This window comes from Steroidobacter flavus (genome assembly GCF_042651805.1).
Classification (GTDB): domain Bacteria; phylum Pseudomonadota; class Gammaproteobacteria; order Steroidobacterales; family Steroidobacteraceae; genus Steroidobacter; species Steroidobacter flavus.
The window spans coordinates 1,531,455-1,550,724 of record NZ_JBHSDU010000015.1 but is presented as its reverse complement, the minus strand read 5'-3'; the positions used below and the strand labels follow the sequence as shown (position 1 = coordinate 1,550,724).

General features: G+C 62.2%; 2 protein-coding genes (1 of these 2 running past the window's edge). Both read left to right on the top strand.

Translation table 11 applies throughout. The features are described 5' to 3' along the window. Positions 1 to 8,133, top strand: the 3' end of a protein-coding gene (locus ACFPN2_RS34055) for a non-ribosomal peptide synthase/polyketide synthase (RefSeq protein ID WP_380605094.1). 11,169 nt of this gene lie to the left of the window's left edge; 8,133 of the gene's 19,302 nt are visible here — the last part of the coding sequence; its start codon lies beyond the left edge, outside the window; it ends in the stop codon at positions 8,131 to 8,133. Continuing rightward, on the top strand, positions 8,123 to 19,270 hold the full coding sequence (locus ACFPN2_RS34050; RefSeq protein ID WP_380605092.1) for an amino acid adenylation domain-containing protein: 11,148 nt from the start codon (positions 8,123 to 8,125) through the stop codon (positions 19,268 to 19,270). The genes ACFPN2_RS34055 and ACFPN2_RS34050 overlap by 11 nt, the downstream gene beginning before the upstream one ends.

Here is a 19,270-nt window from a genome sequence, read left to right as displayed (position 1 = left end):
GCACTGTCGGAAGCAGATCGCGATGCTCAGGTAGAACGCATCGTCACCGAGGTGTCCGGCACTCCGTTCGATCTGACTGTCGGGCCGCTGTTTCGGGCTCACCTGATCCAACTGTCGGCCGAGTTGCACGTGCTCGTGGTGGTGATGCATCACATCGTGTCCGATGGCTGGTCGGTCGGGATCATCGTGGATGAATTCGCCGAACTCTATGGCGCACGTGTCGAGCGCCGCGAGCCGAATCTGAAACCCTTGCCGATTCAGTATGCGGACTATGCACTCTGGCAGAGGGCGTGGCTCGAAACCGATGCGCCTGAACGGCAACTTTCTTATTGGCGTGCGCAGCTGGGTGAGGAACATCCGCTGCTGTTGCTGGCCACCGATCGCCCGCGCACGGGCTCGGGGAATTACTCGGCGGCCTATCGCGCGTTTGATCTGCCCGCTGAGCTCGTCAGTCAGTTGCAACGAACCGCGCGCGAGCACGGTGCAACGATGTTCATGGTGTTACTGGCCGGCTTTCACGCCTTGCTCTATCGATATACTGGTCAGCGCGACATTCGTATCGGGACCAACAATGCCAACCGACATCGCGCGGAGACGCAAGGCGTGGTTGGATTCTTCATCAACGCTCAGGTGTTGCGCAGTCGCATTGACGAACGGATGACGTTGCGGGAGCTGCTGGATCAGTTGCGGGTGACGGTGGCGGGTGCGCAGGAGCATCAGGATCTGCCGTTCGATCAACTGGTGGAGGCGTTGCAGCCGGAACGCAGCGTCGGCCAATCGCCTTTGTTTCAGGTGCTGATGAATCATCAGCGCCGCGACTGGCGCCGGTTGCAGAGCTTGCCCGGGTTGACGCTGGAGACCCGCGCGTTCGGCGAGCAGGCGGCAAAGTTCGAATTGCTCCTCAGCACGACCGAACATCCCGATGGCAGCGTGAGCGCACTGCTGACCTACGCGGCCGAGTTGTTCGATGCCGCTACGGTGGAGCGCTTCAGCGAACATTATTTGCAGGTGTTGCGATCGTTCGCTCTGGAGTCGTCCACGGCGCTGGACGATATACGGTTGCTTGCCGATCAGGAACTGGAGTTGCTGCGGCAGTGGGGCGGTCAGCCTGCGCGACTGCCGTTGGATATGGTTCCCGAGCTGATCGCTCGTCATGCGGTCACGAGTGCGAACACGGCCGCAGTCGTCTGTCGCGATAAAACACTGACGTTTGCTCGGCTCGATCAGCGATCGAGTGATTTGGCGCGTCGATTGCGTGTGCTGGGTGTTGGCCCAGAGGTGCGTGTCGGCGTGCACGCCGATCGTTCGCTCGAATTTGTGATCGGTGTCTTGGCGGTGTGGAAGGCGGGCGGAGCGTATGTGCCGCTCGATCCGGCGCTGCCGGCGGAGCGACTGTCGTATCAGCTGCGGGACAGCGGGGCGAGAGTGTTGTTGAGCGTGGCGGGGGCGCCGTGGGCAGGTGATATCCCAGTGATGTCTCTGTCGGCGGAGTCAGAAGATGCGTCGGCGGTATCTCTGCATACCGAGTCAGAGAATGCACCCATGGTGCCGCTGCATGCGAAGCCAGAAGATTCGCTCCGGGTGCCGCTGCATGCCGAATCAAAAGCCGTGTCCGCGGTGTCTCTGCATGCCGAGTCAGAAGATGCGTCCGCCGTATCTCAGCATACGGACTCAAAACGGGCTGTGGCAGCTCCGCTCGAGCCCGGGCTTTGGCGCACTCCGCATCCTTCGCAGGCGGCTTATCTCATCTATACCTCCGGCTCGACCGGTCAACCCAAAGGCGTGGTCGTCACGCACGGCTCGCTCGCGAACTACGTGCAAGGGCTGCTCGATCGCGTGGCGTGGCCGGCGGAGGTGCAACGGCTCGCCATGGTGTCCACCGTGGCGGCGGATCTGGGTCATACCGTGCTGTTCGGTGCGCTGTGCTCGGGACGCACCTTGCATTTGATCGGGGCGGAATGCGCGTTCGATCCGGATCGCTTCGGGGAGTATCTGCAACGTCATCAAGTGCAGGTGCTGAAGATCGTGCCGAGTCATCTGCAAGCACTGCTCAGTGCAGCTGAACCCTCGCACGTGATCCCGGCGCATAGCTTGATTCTGGGCGGCGAGGCGACGCCGTGGTCATTGTTGTCACAGCTGCAGACGCTGAAGCCAGACTGTCGCGTGATCAATCACTACGGCCCGACGGAGACGACGGTCGGTGTGCTGACGCAGCCCGCAGCCCAGGCCCTGCGTAGTGCAGGCACGCTGCCGATTGGCACACCGTTGCCGAACATCGAAAGTTATATTCTCGATGCGGCCTTGAATCGAGTGCCGGCCGGTGTGATCGGCGAGTTGTATCTAGGCGGCGCAGGCCTCGCGCGCGGCTATGAACACCGCGGTGGTTTGACGGCGGAGCAGTTCATTGCGAGCCCGTTCACCGCCGGCGAACGGTTGTATCGTACCGGCGATCGAGTGAAGTGGTTGAGCGATGGCAGCGTAGAGTTCCTGGGCCGCACCGACGAGCAGGTCAAGGTGCGCGGCTATCGGGTGGAGCTGCAGGAGATTGCGAGTGTCCTGAAGTCCCAGCCCGGCGTGCGTGAGGCCGTTGTTGTCGCGCGCAACGAGCACGGAACAACGCAGTTGGTGGCTTATGTCGTCGCCAACACCGAGACGATAGAAACATCGCTTTCCGAGCTCGCGACGGCGTCATCGCTCGATGTCGTGGCGCTGCGAGCAGCGCTCGCGAAGCAACTGCCGGACTACATGGTGCCGGCGGCAATCGTGCCTCTAAACGCGTTGCCGCTGACTGGTAACGGCAAATTGGATCGGAAAGCGCTGCCGGCGCCTGGTGAACCAACGACCGCGCGCTACGAGGCGCCGCAAGGCGCGATTGAAACCACGCTCGCCGAGATCTGGCGCGAGGTGTTACATCAGGATCGGGTCAGCCGGCACGACAACTTCTTCGAGCTCGGCGGCGATTCAATTCTCACATTGCAGATCGTCGCACGTGCCCGAAAGCGGGGCTTGAAACTATCCCCTCGCTTGCTCATGGAACGTCAAACCGTCGCGGCGATTGCCGTGATGGCGGAGTCCTTGGAAGAGGCGGCGCCACCAGAAGACATCGAGCCTGTCGACGTGCCCTTCGGGCTGACCCCCGTGCAACGCTGGTTCTTTGAGCAGCGCTTCGCGGAGCCCACGCATTGGAACCAAGCGATCATGCTGGAGCCGCTGGCGCCGGTCGATGTTCATCTCTTGCGTCAGTCCCTACGGCGATTGCTTGAACACCACGGGGCGCTGCGCTTGTCCTTTCAACAGATCGATGGCCATTGGCAGCAGTGCTATCGCGCAATCCCGTCCGAGGATGTTCTGCAAGTCGTGCCGCTGAGTGAGGCCCACGCGGAGGCCATCACCCGCGTCGCCGATCAGTGGCAGCGCAGCCTGCATTGGCAACAGTTGTTCCGTGCTGTCTGGGTGGAGTCGAGTGACGGCGGGCGGCTGCTGCTCATCGCGCATCACCTGGTGATCGACGGCGTGTCGTGGCGCGTGCTGTTGAGCGATCTGCAATCGATTTACGAACAACTCGCTACCACCGGCGTGGCCGAGCTGCCGGCACGGACCACGTCGTTCAAACGCTGGTCGGAAACGCTGCAATCGTATGCCGACCGGGCCGACACGAGCGAGCTCGACACCTGGATGCAAGCACTCGACCCCGAGGCGCTGGAGCTACCCTGCAAACATCAGAACGCCGCGAATCTGGTCGCCGACGCGGCGTCTCTCAGCATCACGTTGAATGAAACCCGCACCCAACAGCTGTTGAGCCTCGCGCCCAAAGCATATCGCACACGGATCGACGATCTGCTGCTGACGGCATTGACCCGCACGCTGTGCGAATGGAGCGGTCGTGACAGCGTGTGCATCGAACTGGAGAGTCACGGTCGCGAGGAGCTTGCGGAAGGCATCGATTTGAGCCGCACCGTCGGCTGGTTCACCTCGCTGTATCCCGTTCGCTTAACGACACACGACGATCTCGGAACGTCGATCAAGACCATCAAAGAACAGTTACGCAGCGTACCGAATCACGGAATCGAGTATGGCGTGCTGCGATACCTCACATCGCACGGCGCGGCGTTAGCGAAGACATCGTACCCGCGCGTGTCGTTCAACTATCTGGGGCAATTCGACCAGACGCTCGATGGCAAGCTCTGGCGCCTGGCGGGCGAAAGCGTCGGCTCGTTGCGCGCGGGCACGAGTCATCGGCGATGCTGGTTCGATGTCGGTGCGCGCGTGCATGAGCGTTGCCTGACCGTGCAATGGACGTACAGCCGAGCGCTTCACGACGAGCAGGACGCGCGCCAGCTCATCGAGCGATTCGCCGATCAGCTGAACACGCTGATTGATCATTGCAGTAGTGGCGTGCAGGGGCTGACGCCCTCGGATTTTCCGCTCACGTCACTGACGCAGCAGCAGCTCGATGCGCTTCCGATTGCGCCGAGCCGCGTCCTTGATCTGTATCCGGCGACAGCGTTGCAACAGGGATTGTTGTTCCACAGTCTGCATGAGGTCGACGATCAACCCTACGTCAATCAGCTGCGCGTCGACATCGACGGCCTGGACGTGCCGCGCTTCAAGGCTGCCTGGCAGAGCGTCGTCGATCGTCATGAGGTGTTGCGCACGGGATTCCTGCACGATCGGGAGCCGCCGTTGCAATGGGTGGCGCACAGCCTGTCGCTGACGTTCATCGAGCGGGATCTGCGCGACAGCACCGATGTCAGCGGTGCATTGGACGCACTCGCTCAGGCGCATCAACAATCATTCGAACTGTCGGAGCCGCCGCTAATGCGGCTGGCGCTGGTTCGCACGGGTGAGTCGCGATATCACTTCATCTGGACGCATCATCATCTGATGACCGACGGCTGGAGCACGGCGCAACTGCTCGCGGAGGTCTTGCAGATCTATCAGCAACAATCCCTGCCGCCGGTGCGTGGTCGTTATCGCGACTACATCGAGTGGTTGCAGCGGTGTGATGAACGAGCCGCGCGAGCGTACTGGCAGTCTCAGTTGCAGTCCCTCGAACAACCGACGCGTCTGATCGACGCGTTACCCAAGCCCGTTGCAGGGCGGGGATATGACCAGCTCGTGCAGCGTTTCGATAGTGCGAGCACACGTCGTCTGCTTGCATTCGCCCGGCGCGAGCGGGTCACGCTTAATACGCTCGTGCAGGCGGCATGGGCGTTGTTACTCAGCCGGCATACCGATCAGGCGACTGTGACTTTCGGCGCCACCACGGCGGGACGGCCGGCGGATTTGCCTGGGGTGGAGCAGCTGGTGGGATTGTTCATCAACACGATCCCGGTGATTGCGACGGTGCGTGAGGAATGTGAGGTCGGCGACTGGCTGCGTGAGCTGCAGGCACGGAGTATCGCCGCTCGGGAGCATGAGCACACGCCTTTGTTCGAGATTCAACGGTGGGCCGGCGTTAGCGGTGGGTTGTTCGATACGTTGCTGGTGTTCGAGAACTATCCGGTCGACGAGGCGTTGCGGTTGCTCGATGGGCAGCAGCTGAGATTTTCTAACTTACGCTCGGAAACGGGCAATCACTATCCGTTGACGGTGCGTGTGCAGCTGATCCAGGAATCTGAGGCACAGCTGCAGCTTGGCCATTTGTATGACTCTGCTCGGGTCGACGCGGAAACGGTGGAGTCGATCGGTCGTCAATTGCAGGAGGCGCTGACGGCGCTGGCCGAGCAGACCGTGAGCTCGCCGGCGCTGCGATTGGGAGAGTTGCAGTTGTCGGCGCAGACACCGACGTTGCGTGGGGAGGAGGTGAGATTCGCGGCATCGGATGTGTTATCCCTGTGGTCTCGAGTGTCGGTGCGGGAGGCCACGAAAATTGCGCTTCAGGCGGGTGAGCGGAGTCTGACCTTCGCTGCGCTCGATGCGATGTCGAATCGCTTTGCGCGTCGGTTGTGTGACTTAGGTGTCGGGCCGGAGGTGCGCGTTGGCGTGCATGCCGAGCGGTCGCTCGAGTTTGTGATTGGGGTGTTGGCGGTGTGGAAGGCGGGCGGGGCGTATGTGCCGCTCGATCCGGCACTGCCGGCGGAGAGATTGTCGTATCAGCTGAGGGACAGCGGGGCGAGAGTGCTGTTGAGCGTGGCGGATGTGTCGTGGGCAGGTAAGGTGCCTGTGGTGTTGCTGTCGGCGGAGTCAGAAGATGCGCCGGCGGTATCTCTGCATACCGAGCCAGAGAATGCACCCATGGTGCCGCTGGATGCGAAGCCAGAAGATGCGCTCCGGGTGCCGCTGCATGCCGAATCAAAAGCCGTGCCCGCGGTGTCTCTGGATGCCGAGTCAGAAGATGCGCCCGCCGTATCTCAGCATACGGACTCAAAACGGGCTTTGGCGGCTCCGCTCGAGCCTGAGCTCTGGCGCACGCCGCATCCTTCGCAGGCGGCCTATCTCATCTATACCTCCGGCTCGACCGGTCAACCCAAAGGCGTGGTCGTCACGCACGGCTCGCTCGCGAACTATGTGCAAGGGCTACTCGATCGCGTGGCGTGGCCGGCGGAGGTGCAACGGCTCGCCATGGTGTCCACCGTGGCGGCGGATCTGGGTCATACCGTGCTGTTCGGTGCCCTGTGCTCGGGTCGCACCTTGCATTTGATCGGGGCGGAGCGCGCGTTCGATCCGGATCGCTTCGGGGAGTATCTGCAACGTCATCAAGTGCAGGTGCTGAAGATCGTGCCGAGTCATCTGCAAGCACTGCTCAGTGCGTCTGAGCCTTCGCATGTGATCCCAGCGCATAGCTTGATTTTGGGCGGCGAGGCGACGCCGTGGTCGTTGTTGTCACAGCTGCAGACGCTGAAGCCAGGCTGTCGCGTGATCAATCACTACGGTCCGACAGAAACGACGGTCGGTGTGCTGACGCAGCCCGCAGCCCAGGCCCTGCGTAGTGCAGGCACGCTGCCGATCGGCACACCGTTGCCGAACATCGAAGGTTACATCCTCGATGCGGCCTTGAATCGAGTGCCCGCCGGTGTGGCCGGCGAACTGTACCTAGGCGCAGGGCTCGCACGCAGCTATGAGCACCGCGGTGGTTTGACGGCAGAGCGGTTCATCGCGAGCCCGTTCAACGCAGGCGAGCGTTTGTATCGTACCGGCGATCGAGTGAAGTGGTTGAGCGATGGTGCAGTGGAGTTCCTGGGCCGCACCGATGAGCAGGTCAAGGTACGCGGCTACCGAGTGGAGCTGCAGGAGATCGCGAGTGTCCTGAAGTCACAGCCCGGTGTGGGTGAGGCCGTTGTTATCGCGCGCGACGAGCAAGGGCATACGCAGCTGGTGGCCTATGTCGTTGCAAACGCCCCATCGACAGCAGCAGGGCAACGGATAGTGCCTTCCAAGCAGGCGGCGGAGTCAATTCAATCGATATCGTTGCCCGAGCACGGAGCGCAGTCATTGCAATCGACGTCGTCGCCCGAGCACGGAGCGCAGTCATTGCAATCGACGTCGTCGTTCGAGCACGGAGCGCAGTCATCGCCATTGACACTGTCGTCTGAGCGCGCCGCGCAGTCATCGCCATCGATATTGTCGTCCGAGCACGCCGCGGCGGCATCGCAATCGACATCGTCGTCAAAGCACGCTGCCGAGTCATCGCCATCGAGTTCATCCGAGCCCGCGACAGCGTCAGCGCTCGATATCGTAGCGCTGCGAGCGGCGCTCGCGAAACAACTGCCGGACTACATGGTGCCGGCAGCGATCGTGCCGCTGGACGCGTTGCCGCTGACGGGCAACGGCAAGCTGGATCGAAAAGCATTGCCGGCGCCGGGTGAATCAACGACCGCGCATTACGAAACGCCGCAAGGCGCGATTGAAACCACACTCGCCGAAATCTGGCGCGAGGTGTTGAAGCAGGACCGCATCAGCCGCCATGACAACTTCTTCGAGCTCGGCGGCGATTCCATCCTCTCGTTGCAATTCATTGCTCGTGCACGCCGCCGCTCCCTCGTCGTGGCACCGAAACTGCTGTTCCAACATCAAACATTGCATGAGCTCGCGGCAGCGATGAAGGGAGGCGTCGAGCGCGGAGGCGATACGAGAATCGCGGCGATCGCGCAGTTGATGGATGAGTTCGAGGTGAGCGGCCATGCTGAATGACCAAGGACACGCCATCGCCCAACGCTTCGCTGCCCTGACGCCCGAGGCCCGGCGCGGCTTCCTGGCGAAGCTGCAGGCGAACGACTTCGACTTCGCGGAGATTCCCATCGTCGCGACCCCGCGGGCCGCGAGCGTGCCGATGTCGTATGCCCAGGCGCGTCAATGGTTCCTGTGGCAGGTGGATCGAAGCAGCACGGCTTATCACATGACGAGGTTGCTACGTCTGCAGGGAACGCTGGATGTGAACGCACTCTGCTCGGCGTTCACCGAGTTATCGGAGCGGCACGAAGCGCTGCGAACCACCTTTCGTGTAGCGACCAACGGGACGACGGAACAACTGATCTCACCAACATCGACGCTGCAAGTTGCAAGGTTCGCCTTGAGCGAGGCGCACGCAAGGGAACAGGCGCAACGAATCGCCTCGGCCCCGTTCGATCTTACGACCGGGCCGTTGTTTCGTGTCGTGTTGTTCGAGCTGTCCGCGACAGATCATCTGTTACTCGTGGTCATGCATCACATCGTCTCCGATGGCTGGTCGATGCAGCTCATCGTCGATGAATTCGTGCAGCTGTATCGGGCGCACGTCGCGGGCACGATGCCCGAGCTGCCACCACTGCCAATTCAATATGCGGACTTCGCGACCTGGCAACGCAATTGGCTGGAAGCGGGTGAGCGGGATCGGCAATTGGCGTACTGGCGGACCCGCCTCGGCGAGGAGCATCCGGTTCTGCAGCTGCCAACGGATCGTCCTCGTCCTTCGCAGCCAAGTTATCGGGCGGCACAACACGCGTTCGATCTGCCAGTTTCGCTCGTGCACGAGTTGCAACAACGAGCACGCCAGCAGCGCGCCACATTGTTCACCGTACTGCTGGCGGGATTGCAAACGCTGTTACATCGATACACCGGCCAGAGCGATGTCCGCGTCGGCATGACCAACGCCAATCGTCACCGACCGGAGACGCAGCGTATCGTCGGCTTCTTCGTCAACACTCAGGTGCTGCGAGCCCAGATCGACGGACGCATGAAGTTGACGGACCTGCTCGAACAGGTGCGCAGTGCCGTGCTCGAAGCTCAGGCGCATCAGGATTTGCCGTTCGAGCAACTGGTAGAAGCGTTGCAGCCACGTCGCGAGCAAGGCCATCAGCCGCTGTTTCAAATCCTCATGGATCATCAGCGCAAGGACTATCGACAGCTCGCCGAGCTGCCGGGGCTGACGCTGGAACGAGAGCCGCTGGGCGAGCAGCAGGCGTTGTTCGAGCTGTGGGTCAACTCGGTCGAGCATGCGGACGGGCGCGTGAGCGTGCGCTTCTCCTATGCCGCCGATTTGTTCGACGCGGACACGATCGAGCGGCTTGGTCGCCACTATCTCTCGGTGCTGCGGGCGTTCGCCAGCGAACCACAACAGCGAGTCGGCGACATCGTGCTGCTCGACGCGGCGGAGCGCGACCAGCTGCGCGCATGGGACGTGCAGCAACACTTTCCGGTGCCGCTGCCGGTGCATCGAATGATCGAAGCACAGGCCGCGCGTCGCCCGCGGGCCGTCGCATTTTGTTTCAACGACTGCGAACTCAGCTACGGTGAGCTCAACCGGCGTGCGAATCGGCTGGCGCATCGACTGATCGCGCTGGGCGTGAAGCCCGAAACGCGCGTGGGCATTGCCGTCGAGCGCTCGCCGGAGATGATCGTCGGACTGCTCGGTATTCTCAAAGCCGGCGGCGCGTACGTGCCGATGGATCCGGCGTATCCGCTCGAGCGGCTGAACTATCTCATGACAGACAGCGGCATCGAGCTGCTGCTCACGCAATCGGCTGGACGGATCGAGAGCGGCACGGTCGCGACACTCCATCTCGATACGCTCGATCTGACGGACGAGCCCGAGGACAATCCCGCAGTTCACATCCATGCCGATCAGCTGGCGTACATCATCTATACCTCGGGATCGACGGGCCGGCCCAAGGGCGCCCAGCTCACTCATCGCAACGTCGCACGGCTGTTGCATGCGACGCAGGCGTGGTTTCAGTTCGATGAGCACGATGTCTGGACGTTGTTTCATTCCTACGCCTTCGATTTCTCGGTGTGGGAAATGTTCGGTGCCCTTTGCTATGGCGGCCGTCTGGTCGGGGTGCCATTCGAGGTAAGCCGCTCGCCGGCGGATTTTCTCGCGCTACTCGAACAGCAGCGCGTGACGGTGTTGAATCAGACGCCTTCGGCCTTCAAGCAATTGCTTCAGGTGCCCGCACTGTATTCGTCCGCGCTGTCGCTACGGCTGGTGATCTTTGGGGGCGAAGCGCTCGATCCGCGGAGCCTGCGACCGTGGCTCGAGCGATTTGGCGATCGGCCAACACGCCTCGTCAATATGTATGGAATCACCGAGACCACGGTCCACGTGACCTATCGACCGATCACGTTGCAAGACCTGCCAGCGCCGCGCAGTCCCATCGGTGAGCCCATCCCGGACCTGGGATTGCGCGTGCTGGATGCCGACCTCAATCCCGTGCCGAAGGGAATGGCGGGCGAGCTGTATGTCGCGGGCGACGGACTCGCGCGGGGCTATTTGCATCGTGCGGGCCTGACTTCAGAACGTTTCATCGCCGATCCGGCTTCGGCAAACGGCGAACGTTTGTATCGTACCGGCGACCGTGTGCGCCGGGCCAACGATGGACAGCTCGAATACTTGGGGCGTAACGACCACCAGGTGAAAGTTCGCGGCTTTCGGGTCGAAGTGGGCGAGATCGAAGCGCAGCTGCTCGCGATGCCTGAAGTGGGCGAGGCCGCGGTGTTGGTCCAGGATCACGAGGGCGACAAACGTTTGCTCGCCTACGTCGTCCCGAGCGCGGCCACTGGTCAGACGCAGCCTGACGAATTGGTGTCGCAATGGCAGTCCGTGTTCGATGAGACCTACGCAGGCGAAGCGATCGCGCCGAGCTTTCGCGGTTGGAACAGCAGCTATACCGACCGGCCCATCCCCGAGGATCAGATGCGGGAATGGCTGGATCGAACCGTGGATCGGATCCTGTCGCTCGATCCACAACGCGTGCTGGAGATCGGCTGCGGTGTCGGTCTGATCGTTCAGCAGTTGGCGCCCCGCGTGCCGACCTATGTCGGCACCGATCTCTCGGCCCGAGCGGTCATGGATTTGCGGGCGTGGATCGCTCTACAGCCGTCGCTCGCTCACGTTCAAGTGCGGCAGGCGGAAGGCCGCGACTTCGACGGGATCGAGACCGGTGGGTTCGACACGGTAGTGCTGAATTCGGTCGCGCAGTATCTGCCCGATGCGGACTATCTGCTCGATGTGCTTCGTGGCGCGGCTCGAGCTGTGACGCGGAACGGTCGATTGTTCATCGGTGACTTGCGACATCTCGCGCATCGACCGATGTTTCATACGTCGGTGCAGTTGGCCAAGGCCTCGGCACAAACGACCGTCCGTCAGCTGCACAGTCGTATCGATCGGGCGGTTGCGCACGATAAGGAACTGGTGCTCGATCCGGCATTCTTTCACGCGGGGGCGCGTGCGCTGGGAATGGACGGGGTCGAGATTCTGTTGAAGCGTGGGCGGGCCGACAATGAGCTCACGAACTATCGATACGATGTGGTGCTTCAAGGTCGCAGTCACGTGGAGCCCGCGCCCGCGGTGCTGGATGAAAATCACAGCGACTTGCTCGAACAGCTTGCTCAGTACTTGAAAGCGCGGCGCCCCGATTCGTTGGCGTTACCGTCCGTGCCCAATCTGCGGCTGTCGCGTGATCTCGCGGCCTATCGTCTAGTACAGGCGAGCGATCCTCGTACTACCGTCGGTGAGCTGCTGGCGCAGCTGTCGCGTGCCGCGCCGAGCGGGATCGATCCAGAGGATGTGTGGGCGCTCGGGGACGCTCACGGTTATTACGTGAAAATCTCATGGACGCCGGATCGCAGCGATGGTGCCTTCGACGTTGAGTTCACGACCCGCGATGCGCTCCGCACTCATGAAACATCAGTGACCCCGGGCGAGCTTCCGGCGCAATGGCGTTCGTGGGCGAGCGATCCCGTGCGTGCCTCGTTTCTTCAGCAGTTGGGAACTCGATTGCGAGAGCGGTTGCTAGAAACGCTGCCCGGCTACATGGTGCCTGCGCGCTTGATGGTGCTCGACCGGTTGCCCTTGACGGCGCACGGCAAGCTGGATCGCCACGCACTGCCGGCGCCTGAGTACGCGAGCACCGGTAACTACGAGCCACCGCGCGGTGAAGTCGAGACTCAGCTGATCTCGATCTGGGCGGACGTGCTTGGCCTGGAGCGCATCGGTCGGCACGACAACTTCTTCGAGCTGGGCGGCGATTCCATTCTCAGTTTGCAGATCGTGGCGCGTGCGCGAGCTGCCGGATGGAGCATGACGCCGAAGCAGTTGTTCGAGCACCAGACGCCAGCCCAGTTGGTGACGGTCATCGAGCGGATCGGGTTGGGGAACGAGGCGTCAGAATCAACGCCGGTGGGCGCGGTGCCGCTGTTGCCCATTCAGGCCTGGTTCTTCGAGCGCGACATTCCGGCTCGGCATCACTGGAATCAAGCGGTATTGCTGAGCCCTCGCGAGCTCATCGACCGGCCCGCACTCGCGACGGCGCTCGCGGCCGTGGTTCAGCACCACGACAGCCTGAGACTGTGCTTTTCTCAGGATGAGGCGGGCGTCTGGCGGCAAGCGTACACAGAGCACGTCGCCTGCGATGAGCTGGCCTGGTTTCGAGAGGCCGCCGATACCAGCGACGTTGAGCGTGTCTGCGCTGAGGCGCAACGAAGTCTGGCGCTGAGTGTGGCTCCGCTGTTGCGCGCGGTCGTTATCACTATGAAGGACGGGAGCGAGCGGCTGCTGCTCGTCGTTCATCATCTGGTGGTCGATGGCGTTTCCTGGCGCATCCTGCTCGAGGACCTGCAGCGTGCGTATCGACAGCTGCGATCGAATCAAGCGGTCGCGTTGCCTGCGAAGACCGCCAGTTATCAACAATGGACGCGCGAGCTGCAGCGTTACGCCGTCGATCATGCGGATCAGTTGACGTTCTGGTGTCAGGACCCTGGCGCATCGACGCCGCTCGTGTGCGATGAGCCCCAAGGCCGCAATACGGCGGCCGATCAGGCGTGCCTGACGGTGCAACTGGATCGCGAGCGGACGCAGGCGTTGCTGTCGGCGGTGCCGGCTGCCTATCGAACGCAGATCAATGATGTATTACTCACCGCGCTGGCGCGTGCTCTAGGTCAATGGAGCGGGGCGTCGCGGTTGACGATCGATCTCGAAGGTCATGGTCGTGAAGATTTGTTCGAGGGAATCAATCTATCTCGGACGGTGGGCTGGTTCACGACTTTGCATCCGGTGTTGCTCGATTGGCAGGGTGAGCCAGGAGCCGCGTTGAAGCGGGTGAAGGAGACGTTGCGAGCCGTCCCCGACAAGGGGATCGGTTACGGCGCGTTGAAATATTTCGGTTCGCCCGAGCAGCGCCAGGCGTTAGTGGCGATGCCGGCGGCCCAGGTGGTATTCAATTATCTCGGCCAGTTCGACGGCAGTTTCGACGATACGAACGCGTGGCTGCCCGCGGCGGAGTCGCCCGGGGCAACGATGGATGCCCGCTCGCCGCGTGCGCATGAGTTCGCTATCAACGGTCGTATCTACGACGGTCAGCTGCGACTTAACGTGTACTACAGCGAGCGACGGTGGCGGCAGGCATCGGTGCGCGCATGGGTCGATCTGTTGCGCACGGAGCTGGAAAGCCTCATCGATCATTGCACGAGTGGAGCGATGGGGTTGACGCCCTCCGACGTCCTGCTGGCGCAGCTGAGTCAGCAAGAATTGGATGCGCTGCCGGTGCCCGCCCGATTCATCGACGATCTGTATCCCCTGACTGGACTGCAACAGGGATTGTTGTTTCATAGCCTGAAGGATCCACAGCACAGCGCTTATATCAATCAATTGCGTGTCGATATCGATGGCTTAGATGTGGCGCGCTTCCGCGCGGCGTGGCAGACCGCGATGGAACGTCACGAGATCCTGCGCACCGGGTTCCTGCATGAGCGGGAGAAGCCGCTGCAGTGGGTGAGTCGGAATGCGATGCTGCCGTTTGTTGTGGAGGATTGCCTGCTCGCCGATGTGGACGCGCGGGCGCGCCAGGAACGTGCGACGGCGTTCGACTTTGCACGCGCTCCGTTGATGCGGTTGTTGTTATTGCGGATTGGTCCGCGACGTTATCACTTCATCTGGACCCGACATCATCTATTGCTCGACGGCTGGAGCACGGCGCAACTGATCGGCGAAGTGTTGCATGACTATCATGGACGGACTTTGCCGCCGCTGCGCACTCGATATCGAGACTATTTCGGCTGGCTGCAGACGCGCGACTGGCAAGCGACGCGGGATTACTGGAGCAGTCGGGTGAAGGTCCTTGAGGAGCCGACGCGACTGGTCGATGCGTTGCCGACCCGCTCGATATCGCAGGGCTACGCCGCTTATATGCAGCGGCTCGATGCGGCGGACACCCGGCGATTGCTCGAGCTTGCGCGCCGGGAGCGAGTCACGTTGAACACGGTCGTGCAGGGGGCCTGGGCGATTCTATTGAGCCGCTATACGCAGCGAATGTATGTGACATTCGGCGCGACCACGTCGGGTAGACCGGCGGAGCTGGCCGGCGTCGAGCGGCTGGTCGGTTTGTTCATCAATACGTTTCCTGTCGTCGTGCCGACGCATCCGGAGCTGCGGGTGGGCGAGTGGTTGCGTGAGTTGCAGGCGCAGAATCTTGCGTCTCGAGAACATGAGCACGCGCCGCTGCGTGACATTCAACGTTGGGCCGCGCTCGGACAGGCGTTGTTCGATACCTTGCTGGTGTTTCAAAACTATCCGGTCGATCAGGCGCTGCGGCAGTCGGACGATGCTTCTCTGCGCTTCGAGCAGGTGCAGTTCGACAATGGCAATCACTATCCGCTGACGGTTCGGCCGCATCTGGACGGGAGGCAGGCGCTCAGCATCGAGTATCTGCACGACGCTGCGCAGGTGAGCGTCGAGGCAGTTCAGTCGATTGCACGTCAGTTGCAAGAGTTGTTGGTGGCGCTGGCCGAGCAGACGTTGCGTGAGCCGGCGCTGAGATTGGGAGAGTTGCAGCTGTCGGCGCAGACGCCGGCGTTGCGCGGGGAGGAGGTGAGATTCGCGGCGTCGGATGTGTTGTCGCTGTGGTCTCAAGTGTCGGTTCGTGAGGCCACGAAAATTGCGCTTCAGGCGGGTGAGCGGAGTCTGACCTTCGCTGCGCTCGATGCGATATCGGATCGCGTGGCGCATCAGCTGCGTGCTTTGGGTGTCGGACCGGAAGTGCGCGTCGGAGTGCATGCCGAGCGGTCGCTCGAGTTTGTGATTGGGGTGTTGGCGGTGTGGAAGGCGGGCGGGGCGTATGTGCCACTCGATCCGGCGCTGCCGGCGGAGAGATTGTCGTATCAGTTGCGGGATAGCGGGGCGAGAGTGTTGTTGAGCGTGGCGGAGGTGTCGTGGGCAGGTGAGGTGCCTGTGGTGTCTCTGTCGGCGGAGTCAGAAGATGCGCCGGCGGTATCTCTGCATACCGAGCCAGAAGATGCGCCGGCGGTATCTCTGCATACCGAGCCAGAAGATGCGCCGGCGGTATCTCTGCATGCGGAGTCAGAAGATGCACCCATGGTGCCGCTGCATGCGAAGCCAGAAGATGCGCTCCGGGCGCCGATGCATGCCGAATCCAAAGCCGTGCCCGCGGTGTCTCTGCATGCCGAGTCAGAAGATGCACCCATGGTGGCGCTGCATGCGAAGCCAGAAGATGCGCTCCGGGTGCCGATGCATGCCGAATCCAAAGCCGTGCCCGCGGTGTCTCTGCATGCGGAGTCAGAAGATGCACCCGCCGTATCTCAGCATACGGACTCAAAACGGGCTGTGGCAGCTCCGCTCGAGCCCGGGCTTTGGCGCACTCCGCATCCTGGGCAGGCGGCTTATCTCATCTATACCTCCGGCTCGACCGGTCAACCCAAAGGCGTGGTCGTCACGCACGGCTCGCTCGCGAACTACGTGCAAGGGCTGCTCGATCGTGTCGCGTGGCCGGCGGAGGTGCAACGGCTCGCGATGGTGTCTACCGTGGCGGCGGATCTGGGTCATACCGTGCTGTTCGGTGCGCTGTGCTCGGGACGCACCTTGCATTTGATCGGGGCGGAATGCGCGTTCGATCCGGATCGCTTCGGGGAGTATCTGCAACGTCATCAAGTGCAGGTGCTGAAGATCGTGCCGAGTCATCTGCAAGCACTGCTCAGTGCAGCTGAACCCTCGCACGTGATCCCGGCGCATAGCTTGATTCTGGGCGGCGAGGCGACGCCGTGGTCATTGTTGTCACAGCTGCAGACGCTGAAGCCAGGCTGTCGCGTGATCAATCACTACGGCCCGACCGAGACGACGGTCGGTGTGCTGACGCAGCCCGCAGCCCAGGCTCTGCGTAGTGCAGGCACGCTGCCGATCGGCACACCGTTGCCGAACATCGAAGGTTACATCCTCGATGCGGCGTTGAATCGGGTGCCCGCCGGTGTGGCCGGCGAACTGTACCTAGGCGGCGCAGGGCTCGCACGCGGCTATGAGCACCGCGGCGGGTTGACGGCAGAGCGGTTCATCGCAAGCCCGTTCAACGCAGGCGAGCGTTTGTATCGTACCGGCGACCGAGTGAAGTGGTTGAGCGATGGTGCAGTGGAGTTCCTGGGCCGCACCGATGAGCAAGTCAAAGTGCGCGGCTATCGCGTGGAGCTGCAGGAGATCGCGAGTGTCCTGAAGTCTCAGCCCGGTGTGCGTGAGGCCGTTGTTATCGCGCGCGACGAGCAAGGGCATACGCAGCTGGTGGCCTATGTCGTTGCAAACGCCGCATCGACAGCAGCAGGGCAACGGATAGTGCCCTCCAAGCAGGCGGCGGAGTCAATTCAATCGATATCGGTGCCCGAGCACGGAGCGCAGTCATTGCAATCGACGTCGTCGTTCGAGCATGGAGCGCGGTCATTGCAATCGACGTCGTCGTTCGAGCATGGAGCGCGGTCATTGCAATCGACATCGCCGTCCGAGCGCGCCACGGAGTCATCGCCATCGACATCGCCGTCCGAGCCCGCCGCGCAGTCATCGCCATTGACACTGTCGTCCGAGCGTGCCACGGAGTCATCGCCATCGACACTGTCGTCTGAGCGCGCCGCGCAGTCATCGCCATCGACACTGTCGCTTGAGCGCGGCGCGGAGTCATCGCCATCGATATTGTCGTCCGAGCACGCCGCGGCATCGTCGCAATCGACATCGTCGTCAGAGCACGCTGCCGAGTCATCGCCATCGAGTTCATCCGAGCCCGCGACGGCGTCATCGCTCGATATCGCGGCGCTGCGAGCGGCGCTCGCGAAGCAACTGCCGGACTACATGGTGCCGGCAGCGATCGTGCCGCTGGACGCGTTGCCGCTGACCGGCAACGGCAAATTGGATCGCAAGGCGCTGCCGGCGCCCGGCGAATCAACGACCGCGCGTTATGAAGCGCCGAAAGGCGCGGTTGAAACTACGCTAGCGGAGATCTGGCGCGAGGTGTTGAAGCAGGATCGCATCAGTCGGCACGACAACTTCTTCGAGCTCGGTGGCGATTCCATCCTGACGTTGCAAGTGATGGCACGCATCAGCCAGCGGCTGCAACTACAACAGCCGATGCGGCTGCCAGTAAGGACCATCTTCGAGCACCCGACACTCGCGGGGTTCGCGAGTCGGGTTCGCGAATGGATCGAGAAGGCAGGTCACGCTGAAGCGACACCTGCCAGAGCGCAGCGAACCGGCCCCGTCGCACTGTCTTCCATGCAGCGGCGCCTGTGGCTCGTCGATCGGCTGGCTGAAGATGAGCAGGAGCGGGCGGCTTATAACATTGCGACTCGACTCAACATCACAGGCGCTCTGGAACTCGACATTCTCAAGCGCGTCTTGCAGACATTGACGAACCGGCACGAGATTCTGCGTGCGACATACCAGGAAACGGACGACGGTGAGCCGATGATGTCCATCGGCGAGGTGCCGCCATTAACAATTCCCGTCGCCGATCTCACCGCCCTGCACCCAGCGGAACAGCAACGACAGCTGCAAGCGCTATGTGACAGTGCAGCCCGACAGCCGTTCGATCTCACAGTCGCACCGATTTTCCGCGCGAGTGTCGTAGCGTTAGGCGAGCAACGCTTCGTCCTGAACTTCGTGATTCATCACATCGCCTTCGATGGCTGGTCGCGCGGTGTGCTGATCAATGAGTTCGTCACGCTGTATCGCTCGCTGCAAACAGGCGAGGCAGTGCAACTGCCGTCCGCCAGTTTCCAGTATGCGGATTACGCCGCCTGGCACGAGAGTTACCTCGAAAGCGAAGCCGGCCTGCGGAGCCGAAAATTCTGGCGCATGCAGTTGGCCAAAGCGCCGCAGCGATCGACGATACCTCACGACGTTTCGGCCTCCGGTGTCGTATCGCGAGAAGCGGACGTCGTGCGTGTGGAACTATCGGCCGCGCATCTGCGAAAACTGCAGCTCCTGGCACGACAGTGCGAGACCTCGCTCTTTGTCGTGCTCTTGTCAGCTTACTTCGCAACGCTGCATGAGGTCTGCGATAGCGACGATATCATCGTCGGTACCGACGTGGCCGGCAGAACCCATCCCCAGACTCAGCAAACGTTGGGGTTCTTCGTCAATGTGGTGCCCCTGCGCTCGCGCCGTGCGGGAGCGCTGACGACGGTCGAGCTGATCGCAGCCGTGCACGGCATGACAATGGATGCGTTCGAGCATCAGGACGTGCCGTTCGACCAGATCGTCGAGTTGGCCGGCATTCCCCGGCAACGCGGCCGCAATCCACTGCTGCAAACCTTGTTCGTGCTCCAGAACACGCCGCCGGTGCGCTTCGAGATCCCAGGGCTCAAGATCGAAGGCGATCCGCAGCCGGTGGCCCGCTCCAAGTTCGATGTGGCGGTGTTCGCAAGCCTTCGGCGCGGACGGCTGACCGCATCGTGGGTGTTCGCGAGCGCTTTGTATCGACGCTCGACGATCGAGCGAGTGTCGCAGACGTGGAGCGCCAGGCTGGATCGATTCATTGAACACGTGGATGACCGAGTGGCACCGGCGCTCACGCAGGAGCTTTCATGA